The sequence below is a fragment of the Kitasatospora papulosa genome, from assembly GCF_000717245.1.
Classification (GTDB): Bacteria; Actinomycetota; Actinomycetes; order Streptomycetales; family Streptomycetaceae; genus Streptomyces; species Streptomyces papulosus.
Genome location: NZ_JNYQ01000012.1, coordinates 1 through 16,535, shown reverse-complemented (window position 1 = coordinate 16,535; position 16,535 = coordinate 1). Strand labels below are relative to the sequence as shown.

Annotated in this window: 14 protein-coding genes; 7 read left to right on the top strand and 7 right to left on the bottom strand. The window is 71.7% G+C overall.

Features of this window, described 5'->3' with window-relative positions; all coding sequences use genetic code 11:
* The first annotated feature begins 185 nt into the window (after positions 1 to 185).
* Positions 186 to 1,013, top strand: coding sequence for an aldo/keto reductase (locus IA22_RS0125720; RefSeq protein WP_014152505.1), 828 nt, complete (start codon positions 186 to 188; stop codon positions 1,011 to 1,013).
* A gap of 77 nt (positions 1,014 to 1,090) precedes the next feature.
* Here IA22_RS0125720 and IA22_RS0125715 read toward each other — a convergent pair whose 3' ends face one another.
* Complete coding sequence (locus tag IA22_RS0125715; RefSeq protein WP_030124979.1) at positions 1,091 to 3,439, bottom strand: GH92 family glycosyl hydrolase; 2,349 nt, start codon at positions 3,437 to 3,439, stop codon at positions 1,091 to 1,093.
* Positions 3,440 to 3,635: 196 nt separating this feature from the next.
* Between IA22_RS0125715 and IA22_RS0125710 the strand changes: the two genes are divergently transcribed.
* Positions 3,636 to 4,802 carry a PP2C family protein-serine/threonine phosphatase gene (locus IA22_RS0125710; RefSeq protein WP_030124978.1) on the top strand — a complete coding sequence of 389 codons (1,167 nt, stop codon included), beginning with the start codon at positions 3,636 to 3,638 and terminating at the stop codon, positions 4,800 to 4,802.
* 37 nt (positions 4,803 to 4,839) lie between these two features.
* On the opposite strand, the gene IA22_RS0125705 is transcribed toward IA22_RS0125710, so the two are convergent.
* The 4 genes from IA22_RS0125705 to IA22_RS0125690 form a co-directional block, all read right to left on the bottom strand.
* Entirely contained in the window at positions 4,840 to 5,439 is a 600-nt protein-coding gene (locus IA22_RS0125705) for a class F sortase (RefSeq protein ID WP_015579998.1), read from the bottom strand.
* An 87-nt stretch (positions 5,440 to 5,526) separates the two neighbouring features.
* Positions 5,527 to 5,913 (bottom strand): hypothetical protein, encoded by a 387-nt coding sequence (locus tag IA22_RS0125700; RefSeq protein WP_030124977.1) that lies wholly within the window; start codon positions 5,911 to 5,913, stop codon positions 5,527 to 5,529.
* Between the two features lie 101 nt (positions 5,914 to 6,014).
* Positions 6,015 to 8,036 (bottom strand): sensor histidine kinase, encoded by a 2,022-nt coding sequence (locus IA22_RS0125695; RefSeq protein WP_014152510.1) that lies wholly within the window; start codon positions 8,034 to 8,036, stop codon positions 6,015 to 6,017.
* Positions 8,017 to 8,784, bottom strand: a complete 768-nt coding sequence (locus tag IA22_RS0125690) for a response regulator transcription factor (protein WP_014152511.1) — start codon at positions 8,782 to 8,784, stop codon at positions 8,017 to 8,019. Before IA22_RS0125690 ends, IA22_RS0125695 begins: the two co-directional genes overlap by 20 nt.
* Positions 8,785 to 9,011: 227 nt before the next feature.
* Between IA22_RS0125690 and IA22_RS0125685 the strand changes: the two genes are divergently transcribed.
* The 3 genes from IA22_RS0125685 (at position 9,012) to IA22_RS0125675 (ending at position 11,640) form a co-directional block, all read left to right on the top strand.
* Positions 9,012 to 9,290: a hypothetical protein gene (locus tag IA22_RS0125685; protein WP_030124976.1), complete on the top strand. Its 279-nt coding sequence runs from the start codon at positions 9,012 to 9,014 to the stop codon at positions 9,288 to 9,290.
* Positions 9,280 to 10,335 (top strand): polyprenyl synthetase family protein, encoded by a 1,056-nt coding sequence (locus IA22_RS0125680; protein WP_030124975.1) that lies wholly within the window; start codon positions 9,280 to 9,282, stop codon positions 10,333 to 10,335. Before IA22_RS0125685 ends, IA22_RS0125680 begins: the two co-directional genes overlap by 11 nt.
* 126 nt (positions 10,336 to 10,461) lie before the next feature.
* Complete coding sequence (locus tag IA22_RS0125675; RefSeq protein ID WP_030124974.1) at positions 10,462 to 11,640, top strand: oxygenase MpaB family protein; 1,179 nt, start codon at positions 10,462 to 10,464, stop codon at positions 11,638 to 11,640.
* A gap of 156 nt (positions 11,641 to 11,796) precedes the next feature.
* Here IA22_RS0125675 and IA22_RS0125670 read toward each other — a convergent pair whose 3' ends face one another.
* On the bottom strand, positions 11,797 to 13,089 hold the full coding sequence (locus IA22_RS0125670) for a YeeE/YedE family protein (RefSeq protein ID WP_030124973.1): 1,293 nt from the start codon (positions 13,087 to 13,089) through the stop codon (positions 11,797 to 11,799).
* 508 nt (positions 13,090 to 13,597) lie between these two features.
* Between IA22_RS0125670 and IA22_RS0125665 the strand changes: the two genes are divergently transcribed.
* Positions 13,598 to 14,485, top strand: a complete 888-nt coding sequence (locus IA22_RS0125665) for an SDR family oxidoreductase (protein ID WP_030124972.1) — start codon at positions 13,598 to 13,600, stop codon at positions 14,483 to 14,485.
* Between the two features lie 132 nt (positions 14,486 to 14,617).
* Positions 14,618 to 15,256 carry a Dps family protein gene (locus IA22_RS0125655; protein ID WP_030124971.1) on the top strand — a complete coding sequence of 213 codons (639 nt, stop codon included), beginning with the start codon at positions 14,618 to 14,620 and terminating at the stop codon, positions 15,254 to 15,256.
* A gap of 276 nt (positions 15,257 to 15,532) precedes the next feature.
* Here the strand turns inward: IA22_RS0125655 and IA22_RS0125650 are convergent.
* A partial coding sequence (locus IA22_RS0125650) for an RICIN domain-containing protein (RefSeq protein ID WP_030124970.1) occupies positions 15,533 to 16,535 on the bottom strand: 1,003 nt, incomplete at its 5' end.

Here is a 16,535-nt window from a genome sequence, read left to right as displayed (position 1 = left end):
GGACCCGACCGAGGTGCGGAGCGTGGGCACGCGCGCACACCCCGTACATCCTCACCAATCAGGCACTTTGAAGCTGTTTGCCCCGTTTGGTGACGGGTACGCCGCAGTGAGGGCGGAATGAGGCATTCCGTGAACCGGAACCCGACCGACCACCGCACCCTCACACCGACGAGAAGGAGCCTCCCGTGGCCTCAGTACCCGCCATCACGCTCAACAACGGCGTGGAGATCCCCCAGCTCGGATTCGGCACCTTCCAGATCCCGCCGCAGGAAACCCGTGAGACCACCCTGGCGGCCCTGAAGGCCGGATACCGGCACATCGACACGGCTCAGATGTACGGCAACGAGAAGGAGGTCGGGGAGGCGGTCCGGGACTCCGGTCTCGACCGGGGCGACGTCTTCGTCACCAGCAAGCTGGACAACGGCGCCCACGCGTACGACGACGCCCTCCACGCCTTCGAGGGCACGATGGAGAAGATCCGGCTGGACTACCTGGACCTCTTCCTCATCCACTGGCCGCTGCCGGACAGGGGCGACTTCGTGGAGACCTGGAAGGCACTCGAGGAGATCTACCGCTCGGGGCGGGTCAAGAGCATCGGGGTCTCGAACTTCCAGCCGCACCACCTGCGCCGCCTGCTGGACGGCAGTGTGGTGGTGCCCGCCGTCAACCAGATCGAGGTCCATCCCTACCTCACCCAGGACGCCGTCAGGTCCTTCGGCGCCGAACACGGCATCGCGACGGAGGCCTGGTCCCCGATCGCGCAGGGAAAGGTGCTCGACGATCCGACGCTGGTCCGTATCGCGGAGCGGGTCGGCAAGTCGACGGCGCAGGTCACCCTGCGCTGGCACCTGCAGCGCGGGGACATCGTGTTCCCCAAGTCGGTGACCCGGCGGCGCATCGAGGAGAACTTCGACCTCTTCGACTTCGAACTCACCGAAGGGGACATCGGCGAGATCAACGCCCTCAACCGTGACGAGCGCACCGGATTGGACCCGGACCGCTTCAACGGCTGAGCGTCCCGGCACAGTGCCGTGGCCCGTCCCTCGTCGAGGGGCGGGCCACGCGCATGCGGCCGGTGGGCCTCAGATCGTCACTTCAGGGCCGGCGGCGCGGCGTCCGCCGAGGTGCCCCATCCGGAGGGCATGGTCCCGACCTCGAAGGACAGTTCCCGCGTCCTGCGGATGTCCTCGGTGGTCAGGTAGGTCTTCCCGTACGCGGCCCCGTCGGTGCGCGCGGACCGGATGTAGCGCGCCGAGTCGGAGGTGCCGGGCGCCTTCACCGTCAGGGCACCCTCGGGGTAGTAACGCCGGTCGAGGGTCAGGTCGACCCGCTCGAAGACGGGCGTCGACAGGCCCCAGGTGTCCGTCCCCGGCTGCACCGGGAAGACACCGATCGAGGAGAGGACGTTCCAGGCGGACATCGTGCCCAGGTCGTCGTTGCCGGTCATCCCGGTCGGGGTGTCCGTGAAGAGGGTGAGCGCGGCGTGCACCACGTCCGTCGTCTTCCAGGGCTGCCCGGTGGAGAGGTAGGTGTAGGGGGCGATCAGGTCGGGCTCGTTCTGCGGGTTGTACTTGTCCGCGTTGTAGTAGTCGTACGGCCCGTTGACCCACACCTCGCGGGCGGTCTTCGACGGGTCCTGCAGCAGTTGCTCGTAGGCGAAGAACGAGTCGAGGCGCTCGTTCGCCGCGTCGGTCCCTCCGATCAGGGAGACCACGCCGGGCAGGTCCTGGGGGACGAGCCACTGGTACTGCCAGGACGTGCCCTCGTGGAAGCCCTCGCTCCGGGCGGGGTCGGCGGGGCCGGTGAAGTCGCCGTTCGCGTCGCGGGCACGGAAGAAGCCGGTCGAACTGTCGAAGATCTTCCGGTAGTTCTGGGCCCGCTCCGCATAGCGCGCGGCGTCCTGGTCGTGGCCGAGCTCCTTCGCCATCCGGCCGAGCATCGCGTCGGACAGCGCGTACTCCAGGGTCGCCGAGGCGCCGTGGTCGTAGTCGGAGTCACCGGGCTTCACGTGGGCCCGGCCCTTGATGTACGGCGCGAAGCCGTCGGCCAGGTACTCCTTGTTGGCCTCACGGCCCACGGGGGCGGAGTCGGCCGGGGGCACACCGTCGGCGTTCTTCTTCAGCGCGCGGTACGCCTGCTCCTCGTACCCCTTGAGCAGGCCCTGCTGGTAGGCGTTGGTGAGGAAGGGGGTGACCGGGTCGCCGGTCATGATGTTCGTCTCGACCGTGCCGTAGCCCCACTTCGGCAGCCAGCCGCTGTCCTCGTCGATCTTGATGACGGAGATCGCCATGTCACGGGACTCGTGGGGGGCGAGCAGCGACAGCAGCTGCGCCTGGGTGCGGTAGGTGTCCCAGAGCGACCAGTTCTGGTAGTAGGTGAAGCCCTTGGCCTTGTGGATCCTCTGGTCCCAGCCGGTGTAGCGGCCGTCGACGTCGCTGCCGATGTTGGGCGCGAGGAACGAGCGGTACAGCGACGAGTAGAAGGTCCGGCGCAGGGTCTCGCTGCCGCCCTTCGCCCGGACGTCGTCGAGGCGGTCCTCCCATGCGGCCTGCGCGGCGCGGGCGACACGGTCGTACGAACGGCCGCCTTCGGCGCGGAGGTTGAGCGCCGCTCCCTTGGCGTCCACGTACGAGATCGCGGTGGTCGCCTCGACGGTGCGGTCCTTGGACGTGTCGAACCGCACGAAGGCGCCGTTGCGCTCGGCCCCGGCGGACGAGGCGGTGGACCCCTCGGTGACCGTCTCGCCCTTCCACGTGCCGGAGACGGTGAAGGGCCGGTCGAAGCGGGTGACCGTGTACACCGTGTACGGCTTGGTGTCCTGACAGAAGCCGCTGCCGGTGATGGCCGTGCGTACGGTCCTGTCGTCGAGGATCTCGACCTCGGTGTTCACGGTCCTGTGGAGCGACTGGCCCGCGTTGATGAGGACGTTGGCCTTGTCCGTGGCGGGGAAGGTGTACCGCTGCACTCCGGTGCGCTCGGTGGCGCTCAGCTCGGCCTTGATGCCCGTGTCGAGGCCGACCTGGTAGGTGCCGGGTCCCGCCTTCTCGTCGTCGTGGCTGAACCCGGCCGCGTACACGGCGTTGTCCGTCGACGTGATGTCACCGGTCGTCGGGAGCACCGGGAGGTCCCCGCCGAGGCCGCAGCCGACGCCGGAGATGTGGACGGTGGAGAAACCCCTGATATGGGTCTCCGAGTAGTCGTATCCCGTGTTGTGCCCGGTGTCGGGCGAGAACTGCACCATGCCGAAGGGCACCGCGGCGCCGGGGTAGGTGTTGCCCTCGTTCTCGGTTCCGATGAAGGGGTTGACGAGATCGGTGAGCCGGCCGCGTCCGGCGTGCCCCGCTCCGTCCGCCGAGGCGGGTGCGGCGACGGCGCCACCGAGGAGAGCCGCCGCGGCGGCCGCCGTCCCCGCACCGCGGATCCACTGGGTCCATCTCATGGAATGAGCGCCTCTCGAGACGTAGACAACGTTGTCAGGCGTGCTTCGCGATCATTCTTTGCCCGTCTACGTGTACTCGTCAAGGGTTGCGGCATCGGGCTTCGGCGTGCGGGGCGGGGCTTCCGGCACCAAGGTCGAGTGAGGAAACGGGGCCTGCCGGGCACCGGTCCGCGCGCTGCACCCCGGAGGCGATGACGTGAGCCCGTACCGCACCACGACCGGGCTGACGTCGCACGCACCGCAGAACGAGAGCGAACTGCTGCCCTGGTGGGCGCGGATCGCACCCCTGGCCCTGGTGGTACTGGCGCTCGCGGTCGACCTGCCGACGCCGGGGGCGTTCAGCGGGGACGTTTTCCTGATCCTGAGCTCCATGATCGCGGCCTGTGTGTACGCGCTGCGCGCCGTGGTCCGGGTGGCCGTCCTCAACAGCCTGGCCGGGCTGGTGCTCCTCTTCGGAAAACACCTGTCGTCCGACGGCCGTCACGCGGTGGTCGACTACATCGCCATGGTGGTCCTCGCCTGGGCGACCGTGCCCCTGTGCCGGCTGCGGCTTTCGTTGCGGCGCAGGCTCCAGGGAGCCGAGCGGGTGGCGGAGAGCGCCCAGCGCGCCGTGCTCCCGCCCGTGCGGGCCTGGTGGGGGAAGACCTGGATCGCGGTCCGTTACGAGGCGGCGTCCGCCGCGGCATCCGTCGGAGGTGACCTCTACGCGGCGGAGCACACCCCGTACGGCGTGCGCCTGCTCATCGGTGACGTACGCGGCAAGGGGCTGAACGCCATCCCCGGGGTCGCCGCCCTGGTGGGCAGCTTCCACGAAGCCGCCCACCACACGCCGACCCTGCCGGAGCTGGCCCGTCGCCTCGACGAGGCGGTGTCCCGTCACACACGGGAGACCGCCTCGGTGAGCGGTGGCAGCGACGTGGACGGCGAGCACTTCATCACGGCGGCCATCGCACAGATCCCGGACGACGGCACGGAGGTACGTCTCATCAGCCGCGGGCACTGTCCCGCCTTCCTCGTGAGCGAGGACGCGCTGCGGGTCTGGGAGCCCGAGCACGCCGGGCTCCCCCTGGGCCTCGGCGAGTTGGACACCGGCCCGTGGCAGGACGAGTCCCGTCCGTTCGGGCCGGGGCATCTGCTCCTGCTGTGCACGGACGGCCTCCTGGAGGCCCGCGACGCCGACGGGCGTTTCTACACACCGGGCGAGGATCTGCGGCAGAGCTGGCGCGACGGGCCACCGGCCGTCGTGGAGAGGCTCGCCGGGGCGGTGCACACCCATACGGACGGGGTGCTCGCCGACGATCTGGCTCTGGTCGCCGTCACCCGTGTGGAGCATGCGCCGTCGGGCGGGAAGGCGTCGCCGTGAGGACTCGGGGGCGGGCGGACCGACTCCCCGCGCCCCGTCAGCGCAGCGTCGCGTACACGATGAGGTTGTCCACGGGGTGGCCGGCTGCGTCGAATTCCCCGTCGCACGTGATCAGCCGGAGCACGCGTTCGCCGGTGGCTCCGTAGACCTTGTCGGTGGGGAATTCGTCCTTGCGGACGGTCTCCGTCCCGGTGACGGTGAAGTGGGTCTCCTTCCCTCCCCCGCCCGCCACGGCGATGTCCGCGCCCTTGGTGATGCTGTGCAGGTCGTGGAAGACGGCCTTGCCGAAGCGCGTGTCGTTGTGGCCGATGAGCACGGCCGCACCGGGTTCGCCGGGGACGGCTCCGCCCGCGTACCAGCCGGCCGTCATGCCCTTCTCGGCCGGAGGGACCTCGACCGTGCCGTCCTCGTTGAGCCCCAGCCGCAGCAGCTCGCTGTCTATGCCCAGCGACGGGACTGACAGCCGCGTGGGCGCGGGTGCCTTGGGCACGTCCGCGTCCCGGGGTGCGGGTGAGGCCTTCGCCCCGGTGGACGGTTCGGGCGCGTCGGGCGCGCCGCAGCCGGCCAGGGTGATCAGCAGACCGGCCGCGGCGGCGGACAGCGCGGTGCGCCACGACGAGTTCGGTGTGAAGGGCATGGAGTACTCCGGTGCGGGGTCGGGCGAAGGGGGTCGAACGACGGATGGCGCCGCTCCCGTCCGGGGAGCGGCGCCAGAGGGAGAGGATCAGCCGTGGTCGCGCTGTGCCGCGGTGCGGCGGCGCATCACGAGGACACCCGCTCCGGCGAGCAGCACGGCACCGGCCGCGGACCCGTAGAGCGCGGTGCCCCCGGCCTCGCCGGCCGGACGTTCCCCGGCGTCGACACCGCCGCGCGGCACCGTCCTGGCGGGCACGGGCTCGGCGGGGGCCGGGGTCGCCGACTCGGCGGCGTCGGTCGGCTCGGGCACGGGGGTGGCCCGCGAGGGCTCGGACGCTGCCGGAGGCTCGGTCGGGCGCTCGGCGGGTACCGCCGTGGGCGAGCTGTCGGCCACGGCGGCCATGGACGGGAAGAGGACCGCGCCCATGGTGGCTGCGGCGAGGACCGCGGTCCTCAGGGTGGGACGAAGGGACATGAAGGACTCCGATTCCAGCCCGGCGTTGGTGGTGCCCGCGCACGGATGCGCGTCGGGCGCCGGGCATGCCCTCAGACTGGAGTGAAGTTGTGAGGAAGCTGTCAGGCCGCCGTGTTCATCGGATCAGGGCCGGAACAGGGCAGCCGCAGGGTGAACACCGAACCCCTGCCCACCGTGCTGACCACACCCGCCGTTCCGCCGTGCGCCTCGACGAGCTTGCGGACGATCGCCAGCCCCAGGCCGCTGCCTCCGGTCCGCCGGCTGCGTGACTTCTCCGCACGCCAGAACCGGTCGAACACGTACGGCAGATCCTCCGGAGCTATTCCGCTGCCGGTGTCGGCGACCTCCAGCAGCACCTCGTCGTCCGGTCCCCCGGGCCCCGTCGCGTGCGCGCGCAGCGTGACCCGCCCTCCCGCGGGCGTGTGGCGCACGGCGTTGGACACCAGGTTGCCGATCGCCTGCCGCAGCCGGACCGGGTCGGCCTCGACCACGGGGACCGCTCCGTGCTCCTCGGCGACGGTCACGGTGAGGTCGACGCCGGCAGCGTCGGCCTGCGCCTGATGGGCCGCCACGACATGGGCGAGCAGGTCCCCGATCCGCACGGGTTCGGGGTGCAGACGCAGGGCTCCGGCGTCGGCGGCCGACAGGTCCTGGAGGTCGTCGATGATGTGCTGCAACTGCACCGCCTCCTCCAGGAGCGAGGAGACGAACGTCGCGTCCGCGTCGGCGACGCCGTCCTGGGCGCCCTCCAGCCACCCTCGGATGTTGCTCAGCGGGGTGCGCAGTTCGTGCGCGACGTCGCTGACCATGACCTTGCGCTGCTCCTCCATCCGCGCGCGGTGGGCGGACATGTCGTTGAAGGCCGTGGCCAGCCGGCCGATCTCGTTGTCCGCGGCGACCACGACCTGCGACGGGGCCTCGCCGTCACGCATGCGCTGGGCCGCTCCCGTGAGGGCGTGGAGCGGTCGCACGAGCCGGACCCCCGCGAACACCGAGGCGCCCACGGTGAGTGCGAGGACGAGGGCGGCGACCCCGGTGATCTTCGCCGTGTTCCCGGGGGACAGGTCGAAGCCGGGCACCTCGCCGCCGCCCGGGTCGCTGATGAAGAGCAGGGCGGGTGAGGCGACGTACGAACTGAGCTGCTCCTGGCGGGCGATGCCGACGCAGGAGGCGATGTCACGGTCGTTGTCGCTGTCGAGGGGCGCGGGCGTGGCCACCTCGGTCGGCATGGCCTCCCTCGGGACACTGAGGCTCGGTGCGGGCGTCGGCACGGGTACGGCGGTCGCGGGAAGAGGCTCCTCGCCCGTCCTCCACGACAGGTCGAGATCGAGCTCCACGGCTTCGCGTCCCTGCCGGTCCAGGCACGCGTTGACGAGTTCGTTGAGAGCGACCAGCGCCTTGGCCTCGGTCCCGGTGGGGCGGTCCAGCGCATCCGTCGAACACCGGCTGCCGTCCAGGCGGTCGGGGTCGTTTCCCACGACCTGGATGCGGGGCCGGCCGCTCGGCCCCTCGACGACGTCGGAGGCTATCCCGGTCCGGCTGAGGCACTGCACCGCCTCGTCCGCGGTGCGCCGGAGCGAGGTGCGCTCGGCCTCGGACAGCTCGAACGGCCCTACGGCCCGCGGGTCGACCCGGTCGGTCCCCGGGCGTTGCGTCCCGTCCGTTCCGGGTGCCGCGATCGTCACCGAGCCGGCCCCCGAGCCCGAACCGGAGGAGACGTCCGCCACGGACAACGGGTCCACGACCGCCGACGCCTGGGGCGGCAGGCTGGGTGGGGGCGGGGAGGAACCGGCGGAGTCCGCGAGGATCTGCCGGCTCTGCGTCGTCAGCGTGATCCTCCGGTCGGACGCGTCGGCGAGCTCGTCCACCGTGGCGCCCACCCCGTCCCAGGTGGGGTGCCGGGCGGCATAGGCGAGCAGGGTGTCGAGGACCCGGGTGTCGGCGGCGAGGTTGCGGCCCTGCTCCTGCTCGATCGCGCCGGACGTGGTCTGCACGGCCAGCCACGCGGTCGCGGCGACCGAACAGGCCGCGACCAGTGCCGAGACCGCCAGGAACCGTCCGAGGAGACTCTTGCGCAGCGGCGGTCGCAGGCGCTGCCCGCCCTTATCGGCGCGCCGCGCCACGCGTGGCTCCCTTCTGCGGGTCCATGAGCTTGTAGCCGACCCCGAAGACGGTGAGCAGCCGGACCGGACGCCGGGGCGCTCGCTCGATCTTCTTCCGGAGGTTCATGATGTGTACGTCGACCGTGCGGCTGCTGATGTACCGGTCGAAGCCGTGCAGTTCGGCGAGAAGCTGCTCACGGGAGAAGACGCGTTCGGGCTCGGCCGCCATCGTGGCGAGGAGGCGGAACTCCCCCGGCGTGCACTCGACCCCGACGCCGTCCACCGAGACCTCGTGGCGCACGGGGTCGACGGCGAGTGTGCCCACCCGCAGCACCTGGCCGCCGTCCTCGCGGGCCCCGTCCCGGCGGGTGCGCCGCAGGAGGGTGCGGACCCGTGCCATGAGCTCCCGCGGACTGTAGGGCTTCGTCATGTAGTCGTCCGCGCCCAGGTCGAGCCCGAGCAGCAGGTCGTCCTCCGTGGCCCGGGCGGTGAGCATGAGGACCGCCAGCTCGCGCTCCTCGGCACGCAGGATGCGGACCACGTCGAGCCCGTCGGCCCGCGGCATCATCACATCGAGGACGAGCAGGTCGGGTGCCCCCTGCCTCGCCTGTTCCAGCGCGGAGAGCCCGTCGGAGACCACCGTGACGGCGTGGCCCTCGCGTTCGAGGTAACGGCGGACCAGCTCGGCCTGTTTCGCGTCGTCTTCCGCGACTATGACGTTTGCGCACACGGGGACGATCGTAAGGGAGCCCCGGGTGCCCCCGGCCATTCCGGTGCCGGGGCCGATTCCCCCGCCCACCGGGCCCGTTCGGCTCGACGACACGCGGACGCCGAGGTTTCGGCGCCACGCCTGCGTGGTGGGCGTGAACCGTACGGCCGGGCGATGCCCTCACTCGTTGGTGACTTCCGCCTTCCGCGTGCCGCCCGCGGCCCGATCCTCGGAAGTACGGCGCTGCGACCGGCGTCGCCGGGTTTCTGCGGGTGAGGGGAGACGGCATGACGCGGGAAGCGGAGTGGCGCACCGGGCCGGACGGGCGGGCCGTGCTGCTGGTGGCGGGGCTGGCCGATCTGGCGGTGACCACGGCGGGCTCGGCCCTGGGCGCGGTGAGGGGGTTGCTCCGGCGCTCCGACACCGCGGAACTGGCGGCGGAGGCCGAGCGCGACCTGATCGCCCGGGGCCGCCTGGTGCTGGGCCGCTGGTCCACCGCTCCCCCGGCCCACCTCGAGGTTCTCGCTCGGGAAGCCGTCGTCCGGCGGGCCGCCGATGACGCATGACCGTTGGGACATGGCCGAGTTCAAGGAACGCGTCGACGACGTACTGCGAGTGTTCGTCGCCCGGGAGGCGGAGCGGTTCGCAGCCGTGGACCCGGTGCTGGATCCGGTCGCCGGGCAACTGGAGTCCTCGGCCGCGCACGGAAAGCGGCTGCGGGCGGCGTTCTGCTACTGGGGCTGGCGGGCGACCGGGCAGCCGGACGACGAGTCGCTGGTCCGGGCGGCGGCGTCCATGGAGTTGGTGCACGCCGCCGCGGTCGTCCACGACGACCTGATCGACGACAGTCCGCTGCGCCACGGGCTCCCCGCCGCGCACATGGCGCTGCGGGGTGCCGTGCGCGGCCGCCCGCGTTCCGTCTCGGCCGGCAGGTCGCTGGCGATGCTCGTCGGAGACCTGCTGATGGGCCTGGCGGGGCAGCTGTTCGCCACCAGCGGTCTGCCAGCGGCGTATCTCGCGCGGGCCCGGCCGCTGTGGTCGGCCCTGGCCCGGGACCTGATAGCCGGGGAGTGTCTGGAGATCCTGCGCACCGGAGCGCCTCCGGACACCGCCGACTCGCTGAAGGTGATCCGGTACAAGACGGCCAAGTACACGGTCGAACAGCCCTTGCTGATCGGCGGTGCCCTCGCGGGAGCCGGTGAACGGGTGCGCTCCGGATACTCCGCGTACGGGCTCCCCCTGGGTGAGGCGTTCCAGCTGCGGGACGATCTGCTCGGCCTGTTCGGGAGCCCGCAGGACACCGGGAAGGCCGCCACCGACGACCTGCGGGGCAACCGCCCGACGGCCCTTCTGGCGGAGACCTGGCGGGTCGCCGACGACGGCGAACGCCGACAGCTGCGTGCCCTCCTGGGCCGGGGTGATCCGGGGCCGGACGGTCTGCGCGCGGCTCGCGAGCTGATGCTCCGGCTCGACGCTCCCGGACGCGTCGAGAAGATGATCACAGAGCGGGTCGAGGAAGCCCTCACCGCCCTGGACGCGCTGAGCCTGTCCACCCCCGCCACCACCGCTCTCACCACGCTGGCGCACTCGGTCGCGGTCCGTGGGGCCTGATCGCACGCACGGCGGGCGGCACGGGCGCGCGCCGCCCTCGCCCTCGCCCTCGCCCTCGCCCTCGGGGAGCCCGTCCCCCGTCCGTACCCGTCGTGAACCACCCCCACAGCCCCAGGGAGCCTCACCGTGCGCTACACCGAGTCGTCGTTGGACACCATGCGCCGAGCTGGTGACGAACTCGCCGACGCCACCGTCGCCACCCTCTTCGAACGCGGGGAGGTGGGGAAGTTCAACACCCTGATGCGTTACGTCTCCACCGCCGGCGCTCCCCTGCCGGACGGCCTGCCCGACGTCGCCCGCGAGTACCTCGAGGTGACGGGCGCACCACCGGCCTGGGTCGACTGGGGTGAGATGGAGAGGGCACGGCTGTTCTTCATCGACAACAACGTGCACATCTCCACCGCCCTGTCCTTCGCCTCCATGCCGGCCTGCTACGTCGTCCCCCACGTGGCGAAACTGCTGTCCGCGACCCACGGTCTCGACTACCCCTCGAAACGGATGGCGGAGACGGGCCAGTTCACCGTCCATCTGATGCAGCCGGACGCCTTCGAGGCCGGGGGCCGCTTCCTTCCCGCCGCGCAGAAGGTGAGGCTCCTCCACGCCTCCATCCGGCACCATCTGGAGCGCGAGGGCCGCTGGGACACCGCGGCCCTCGGAACGCCGATCTGCCAGGAGGACATGATCGGCGGGCAGATGTTCTTCTCCCTGCTCGTGCTCGACAGCCTGCACCGTCTCGGTGTCCACATGTCGGAGGAGGGGGCCCGGTCGTACTACTACGCCTGGCGCGTGGTCGGTGCCATGCTCGGTGTCGACCAGGACGCGGTGCCCGGCACCCTGGACGAGGCCCGCCACTTCCTCGACCTGTACATGCTCCGGCACATGGGCCCGTCGCCGGAGGGCGCGCACCTGACCCGCCAACTGATCGACCTCTACGAGGAGGTCGTGCCGGGCACGTTCTTCGACCCGGTCGTGTCCGCCCTCGTCCGGCACCTCGTCGGCGACACCTGCGGCGACTGGCTCGGCGTGCCCCGCACGTCGTGGGACACCCTCGTCAAGGCCGTGCCGCGTCTGATCGGCGTACTGGAGACCGTCGAGGACCGTTCACCGCTGGGAGCCTGGGCTCTGGACCGGCTCGGCCACCTCACCACCGTTCTCGAGCTGTCCTCGCTGACCCGTGGACGCGTCATGCACTACGCCATCCCCGAACACCTCAAGAAGGACTACGGCGTCGCCGGCTCGGTACCACGCACCAGGCGGTGGGTCCCACCGGCACCCACGGTCCGCGGGCGGGCGCCCGGGCAGTAGACGGCCGCACGCCGGCCGGGAGACCGACCGCCCACGGTCGTCGCGTCAGCTCGGCCGGCCCGCAATCGGTGACTCCGCCCCCGTGCACTCCCGTCGTCCGTCCTGGAGCATCCCGTCCGAGGGGACCGTGGCCGCCGGTTGCCGGTCCGGATCCGCTCAGCAGACGCCGTCGCCGGGCTTGGGATTACCGAGGCCGAAGAGCGGCCGCAGCCTGAGTCCGAGCCAGGTCCCGGCCAGGGCGACCGCGCCCCACAGCCAGCCGCTGAGGCTGCCCGATGCCACGCCGGCCAGGTAGGCACCGATGTTGCAGCCTCCGGCCAGCCGGGCGCCGATGCCCATCAGCACTCCACCGAGCACCGAGGCCACGGCGGTACGCCAGGGGATCCCCCGGTGCAGCGCCCACGTACCGCCGAGGGCGGCGGCCACGGCCGCACCGATCATGATGCCGATGTCGGTGAGACTCGTCTTGTCGGCCAGTACGGGGCCGGCGAGCATCTCCGCGTTGCCGGGCTGCCGCCACCAGGTCCAGTTCTCGGGGTGGCCGCCCAGCGCGCCCACCAGCTCCGAACCCCACAGGCTGAACGCACTCGTGACGCCCCAGGCGCCACCGGACACCGCCAGGACGCCGGCCCCGAGGACGGCCAGCACCAGGGCGCCGGCGGCCAGCGGCCAGGACCCCCGGAGGGCCCGTACCGCCGCGGTGCGGGCCGAGGGGACAGGTCCGAGGGGAGGCGGGTTGCGGCGGGCCTGGACGCGTCGGGTGACGAGGACGACGAGAAGCAGCGCGGCGATCGTCACCGCCCACGAACCGGCCCAGCCGATGTGTTCGGAGAGGACGACCGGCTCCCACGCGGGAAGGTCCTTCCAGAGGTCGAACTGCCAGGCGGCGAGCGTGGCGCCCGCGATGAACCCGCCGAGGGTCAGGAGCACGGAGGTCTGCCCCGAGCCCACGGCGAAGAGGGTGCCGGAGGCGCAGGCACCGCCGAGTTGCATCCCGACGGCGAAGAGCAGGGACCCGACGACCAGTCCGACCCCGATCGGCCCTGCGGACGGCGCGGGCTGGGAGCCGAACAGTCCGGTGCCGCTGCCGATGAGCAGCGCGAACAGCGTGGCGGTGGTACCGAGCAGCAGAGCGTGCGCCCGCAGGCCGGTGCCGTTGCCGACGGCGATGAGCTGACGCCAGGCGGAGGTGAAGCCGAACCGCGAGTGGAAGAGGGCGACGCCCAGACCGAGCCCGAGCAGGAGCAGTACGCCGGGTTTCGTCCCGTGTGCCGACCAGACGTACGCGGTCAGGGCGACGGCGAGCAGCCCGGACACGACGAGCGGCGTCCTGCGCACCGGTGGCAGGGACGGCGCCTCCGGTCGCGGGGCCGAGGTGGGAGAGGGGGCGAACAGGGCGGGCAGAGCGCGCGGGGGCGCGGCCGGCCCGGCAGGTGGCGCGGTGGTCACGAGAGGTCTCCGGGGTGATGCGCGGCGGACGGCGGGCTGGGGAGCCGGCAGCACGGGACGTGCCGCCGGCGAGACGTCAGCCGCTACAGAGTCCGTCGTCGACGCACCATGCCGAGTGCGCGAACAGCGCGAGGCACAGGGTCGGGGCCGGTACAGACATGCGTGCGAATATACGGACGCTTCTGCTCCGGATGTTCCGGCGTCTCGGAATGCGGAAGGCTTCCTGGACAAGCGCCCCGGAGCGCAGGAACCCGATCCTGCCGCGGCCGACGTCGTCGCGCACGGCCGGGCGTCGTGCTCCCGCCGCGGCGGACCGGGAGGGCTCCCCCACGGAACGGGTCCCCGGAGCACTCCGCAGACGCGCCTTTCCCACTTGTGCACCAAGATGGGACATGTCGTAGATGCAACGTTTTCCGGTCGTCGCCCTACGGTCCCTGCCGGCTCCGGGCCGCTCGTGAGCCCGGTGGCAGGCGGACCCGCTGGGGTGGCACCCGTCGAGGAGGTTCATTTGTCCGGCTCAGCTCGTCCCCTGCAAGGCCGTGTCGCCGTCGTGACCGGTGCCGCGAGAGGTGTGGGCGCGGCGATGGCGCGGGAACTGACACGGCGTGGAGCCAGGGTGGCCCTGCTCGGACGTGAGGAGTCGACCCTGGCCCAGGTACGGGAGACGCTCCCCGGGGCCCGGTGCTGGGAGGTCGATGTGACCGACGACGCCGGAATGGCCAGGGTGGCCGACGAGGTCCGGGACCGGATGGGGCCCGCGTCCGTCGTGGTGGCGAACGCGGGCCTGGCCGAGGGCGGTCCCTTCGCCGAGTCCGACCCGGTGACCTGGCGGCGTGTCATCGAGGTCAACCTGATCGGCAGCGCGATCAGCGCCCGCGCCTTCCTGCCCCATCTCAGGGCGACAGGCGGGTACTACCTGCAGATCGCCTCGCTGGCCTCCATCGGGGCCGCGCCCATGATGAGCGCCTACTGCGCCTCCAAGGCGGGCGTGGAGTCGTTCGCCCATTCGCTGCGCGCCGAGTTCGCCCATGAGCACGTCGGGGTGGGGATCGCCTATCTGAACTGGACCGACACGGACATGATCCGTGACGCGGACGAGCACCCCGTGCTGCGGGAGCTGAGGGCGCACATGCCGAAGCCCGCACGGAAGGTCTACCCGGCGGAGACCGTCGCGGAATCGCTCGCGCGTGCGGTCGAACGGCGCAGTGCCGCCGTGTACGCGCCCGCGTGGCTCCGTGTCACCCAGCTGGTGCGTGCCGCGATGCCTCCGGTGGTCACCGCCCTCTCGAAGCGGGAGATCCCCAGGCTGCAACGGGAGACGTCGTTCGAGGGCACCGGGCTGCTGGGGGCCGGAGGCCGTGCGGACCTGGGCGCCGGAGGCCGCGCCGGGGGGTAGACCGCGTGCGGGAGCGCCGGCCGGCGTCGTCCCTGATACGCCGGTCAAGTGGTGTCCGGCGCGGACAGGCGTAGTCGCATGACGTCCGAGGGCAGGGGTATGGCGTAGACCGTCCCCTGCAGCAGGAGCATCATGCCGCCTCAGACCTCCACCCCGCGCTACACCGTTCCCGGCCTCAGCACCAAGGACGGCGGGCGGATGATCGACGTGCTGCGCATGCGCCTGCACGCCCTCAACGACCTGGCGCTCACGCTGAAGCACATCCACTGGAACGTGACAGGCCCGCACTTCATCGCCGTGCACGAGATGCTGGACCCCCAGACGCTCGCGGTCAGGGACATGGCCGACGGCACGGCCGAACGCATCTCGGCGCTGGGCGGTGTGCCGCACGGCACCGCAGGCGTTCTCGTGTCCGAGCGGACGTGGGAGGACTACAGCGTGGGAAGGGCCGACGCGATCGCCCACCTCGGCGCGCTGGACCTCGTGTACACCGGCATCATCGAGGATCACCGCAAGGCCGCGGCGAAGGCCGCCTCCCTGGACCCCGTCACCGAGGACCTGCTCATCGAGCACCTCCGCTCCCTGGAGCAGTTCCAGTGGTTCGTCCGCGCCCACCTGGAGAACAGCGCCGGGGTGCTCGCCACGACGGACGCCCGCAGCGAGAAGCAGGCAGCCGCCGCGGCCGGGACGTCGCACACGATCCCGGCGAAGCAGACGGCCAGCCCCCGGCGCACGGCCAAGAAGTCCGCCGTCACCAAGCGCGGCAAGTGACCCGGACCGGGTGATCCGCCCGGTCCGGACGGCACGGAGGCGGGCCTGGCGCTGTCGGACACGTCCGGTCCGCTCCTGGTCCGAACCGGACGCGGACACCTCTGCTCTCACCCGTTCGGAGCACGCCGGAAGAGTCTGACGGCCGCCGGACGGTCGGGCCGGCAGGCGCCGCGCAGGAGAAGTGCCGGGCCCGCGCGGTCCCGCTTCCCGTCACCCGGCACGCCCGCGTCCTCGCCCCGGTGCACGGCGAGGACGCGGGGGTGCGCCTCGGGCGGGTCAGCCCGTGTAGGAGGCGAGGACCCGGGTGAAGTCCCACGGCTGCTGGGAGACTCCCGAGCAGGTGTCGGCTCCGCCTCCCGTGCAGGGCCGGTCGCGGTTGACCGACCAGAAGGTCAGCCGGGCGAGGTGGCGCTGCTGCGCATAGCCGAGGATCGTGCGGAAGTCGGCCACGGTCACGGTCTCACCGTTGTCGGTGACACCGTTCATCGAGGAGATTCCGGTGTGCCGGTAGGCCTGGTCGTCGGAGTACCCGTAGGCGTTCTTGACGGCCGTCTTGAGCCCTTCGGCGGCGCGGACGGTCAGCGTGCCCATGTTCTGGCCCGCGCCGCCGAAGTTGAACGGCATGATGGTCCAGCTGTCCACGGTGAGCCCGGAGGCCGCCGCCTTGCCGATCAGGCTGCTGTCGGGCCCGTTCTGGCCGGTACCGAAGGTGACGTACACCTTGATCCCGGGGTTGGCGGTCTTGACCGTCTTCAGCGCGTCGACCGTGCGCTGCTGGACGACCGGACTGTCGTATGCCGCCGCCTCGATGTCGATGTCGATGGCCTTCAGCCCGTAGGCGTTGATGACCTTCTGGTAGGCCGCGGCCAGTTCACCCGCGCTGGAGCAGGAGCTCTCCAGCTTGTTGCCGCTCCAGCCCCCGAAGGACGGAATGACGTCGCCACCGGCCGCGCGCACGGTGTTGACGGTCTGCTGGTCGACTCCCCCGGTCAGCGGCCGGTTCCCGTCCCACTGCGGGTTGCAGTAGCCGTTGCTGAGGACGAAGGCGAGCGTGAACCACTTGACGCCGGTCGCGTTCATCACGGTCGTGGGGCTGGGCGGGCTGCCCCAGCCGTTGTAGAGGTACGGGGCGACGGCCATCGCCCCCGGGCCGGGGGTCTCCCCGCCGGCGCTCGGCGCGGTCCACTTCTGGTTGGCGGCGCCGGTGCACGTCCAGATCTGCAGCCGCGTGCTGTTCGCACTGCTGCCACCCGACACGTCCAGACACTTGTCGGCCTGC

Excerpts from the sequence above, each read along its gene's own strand:
- IA22_RS0125715 (WP_030124979.1), bottom strand. The coding sequence starts at position 3,439 with ATGAGATGGACCCAGTGGATCCGCGGTGCGGGGACGGCGGCCGCCGCG.
- IA22_RS0125705 (WP_015579998.1), bottom strand. The coding sequence starts at position 5,439 with ATGCCCTTCACACCGAACTCGTCGTGGCGCACCGCGCTGTCCGCCGCC.
- IA22_RS0125700 (WP_030124977.1), bottom strand. The coding sequence starts at position 5,913 with ATGTCCCTTCGTCCCACCCTGAGGACCGCGGTCCTCGCCGCAGCCACC.
- IA22_RS0125690 (WP_014152511.1), bottom strand. The coding sequence starts at position 8,784 with ATGGCCGGGGGCACCCGGGGCTCCCTTACGATCGTCCCCGTGTGCGCA.
- IA22_RS0125685 (WP_030124976.1), top strand. The coding sequence starts at position 9,012 with ATGACGCGGGAAGCGGAGTGGCGCACCGGGCCGGACGGGCGGGCCGTG.
- IA22_RS0125680 (WP_030124975.1), top strand. The coding sequence starts at position 9,280 with ATGACGCATGACCGTTGGGACATGGCCGAGTTCAAGGAACGCGTCGAC.
- IA22_RS0125655 (WP_030124971.1), top strand. The coding sequence starts at position 14,618 with ATGCCGCCTCAGACCTCCACCCCGCGCTACACCGTTCCCGGCCTCAGC.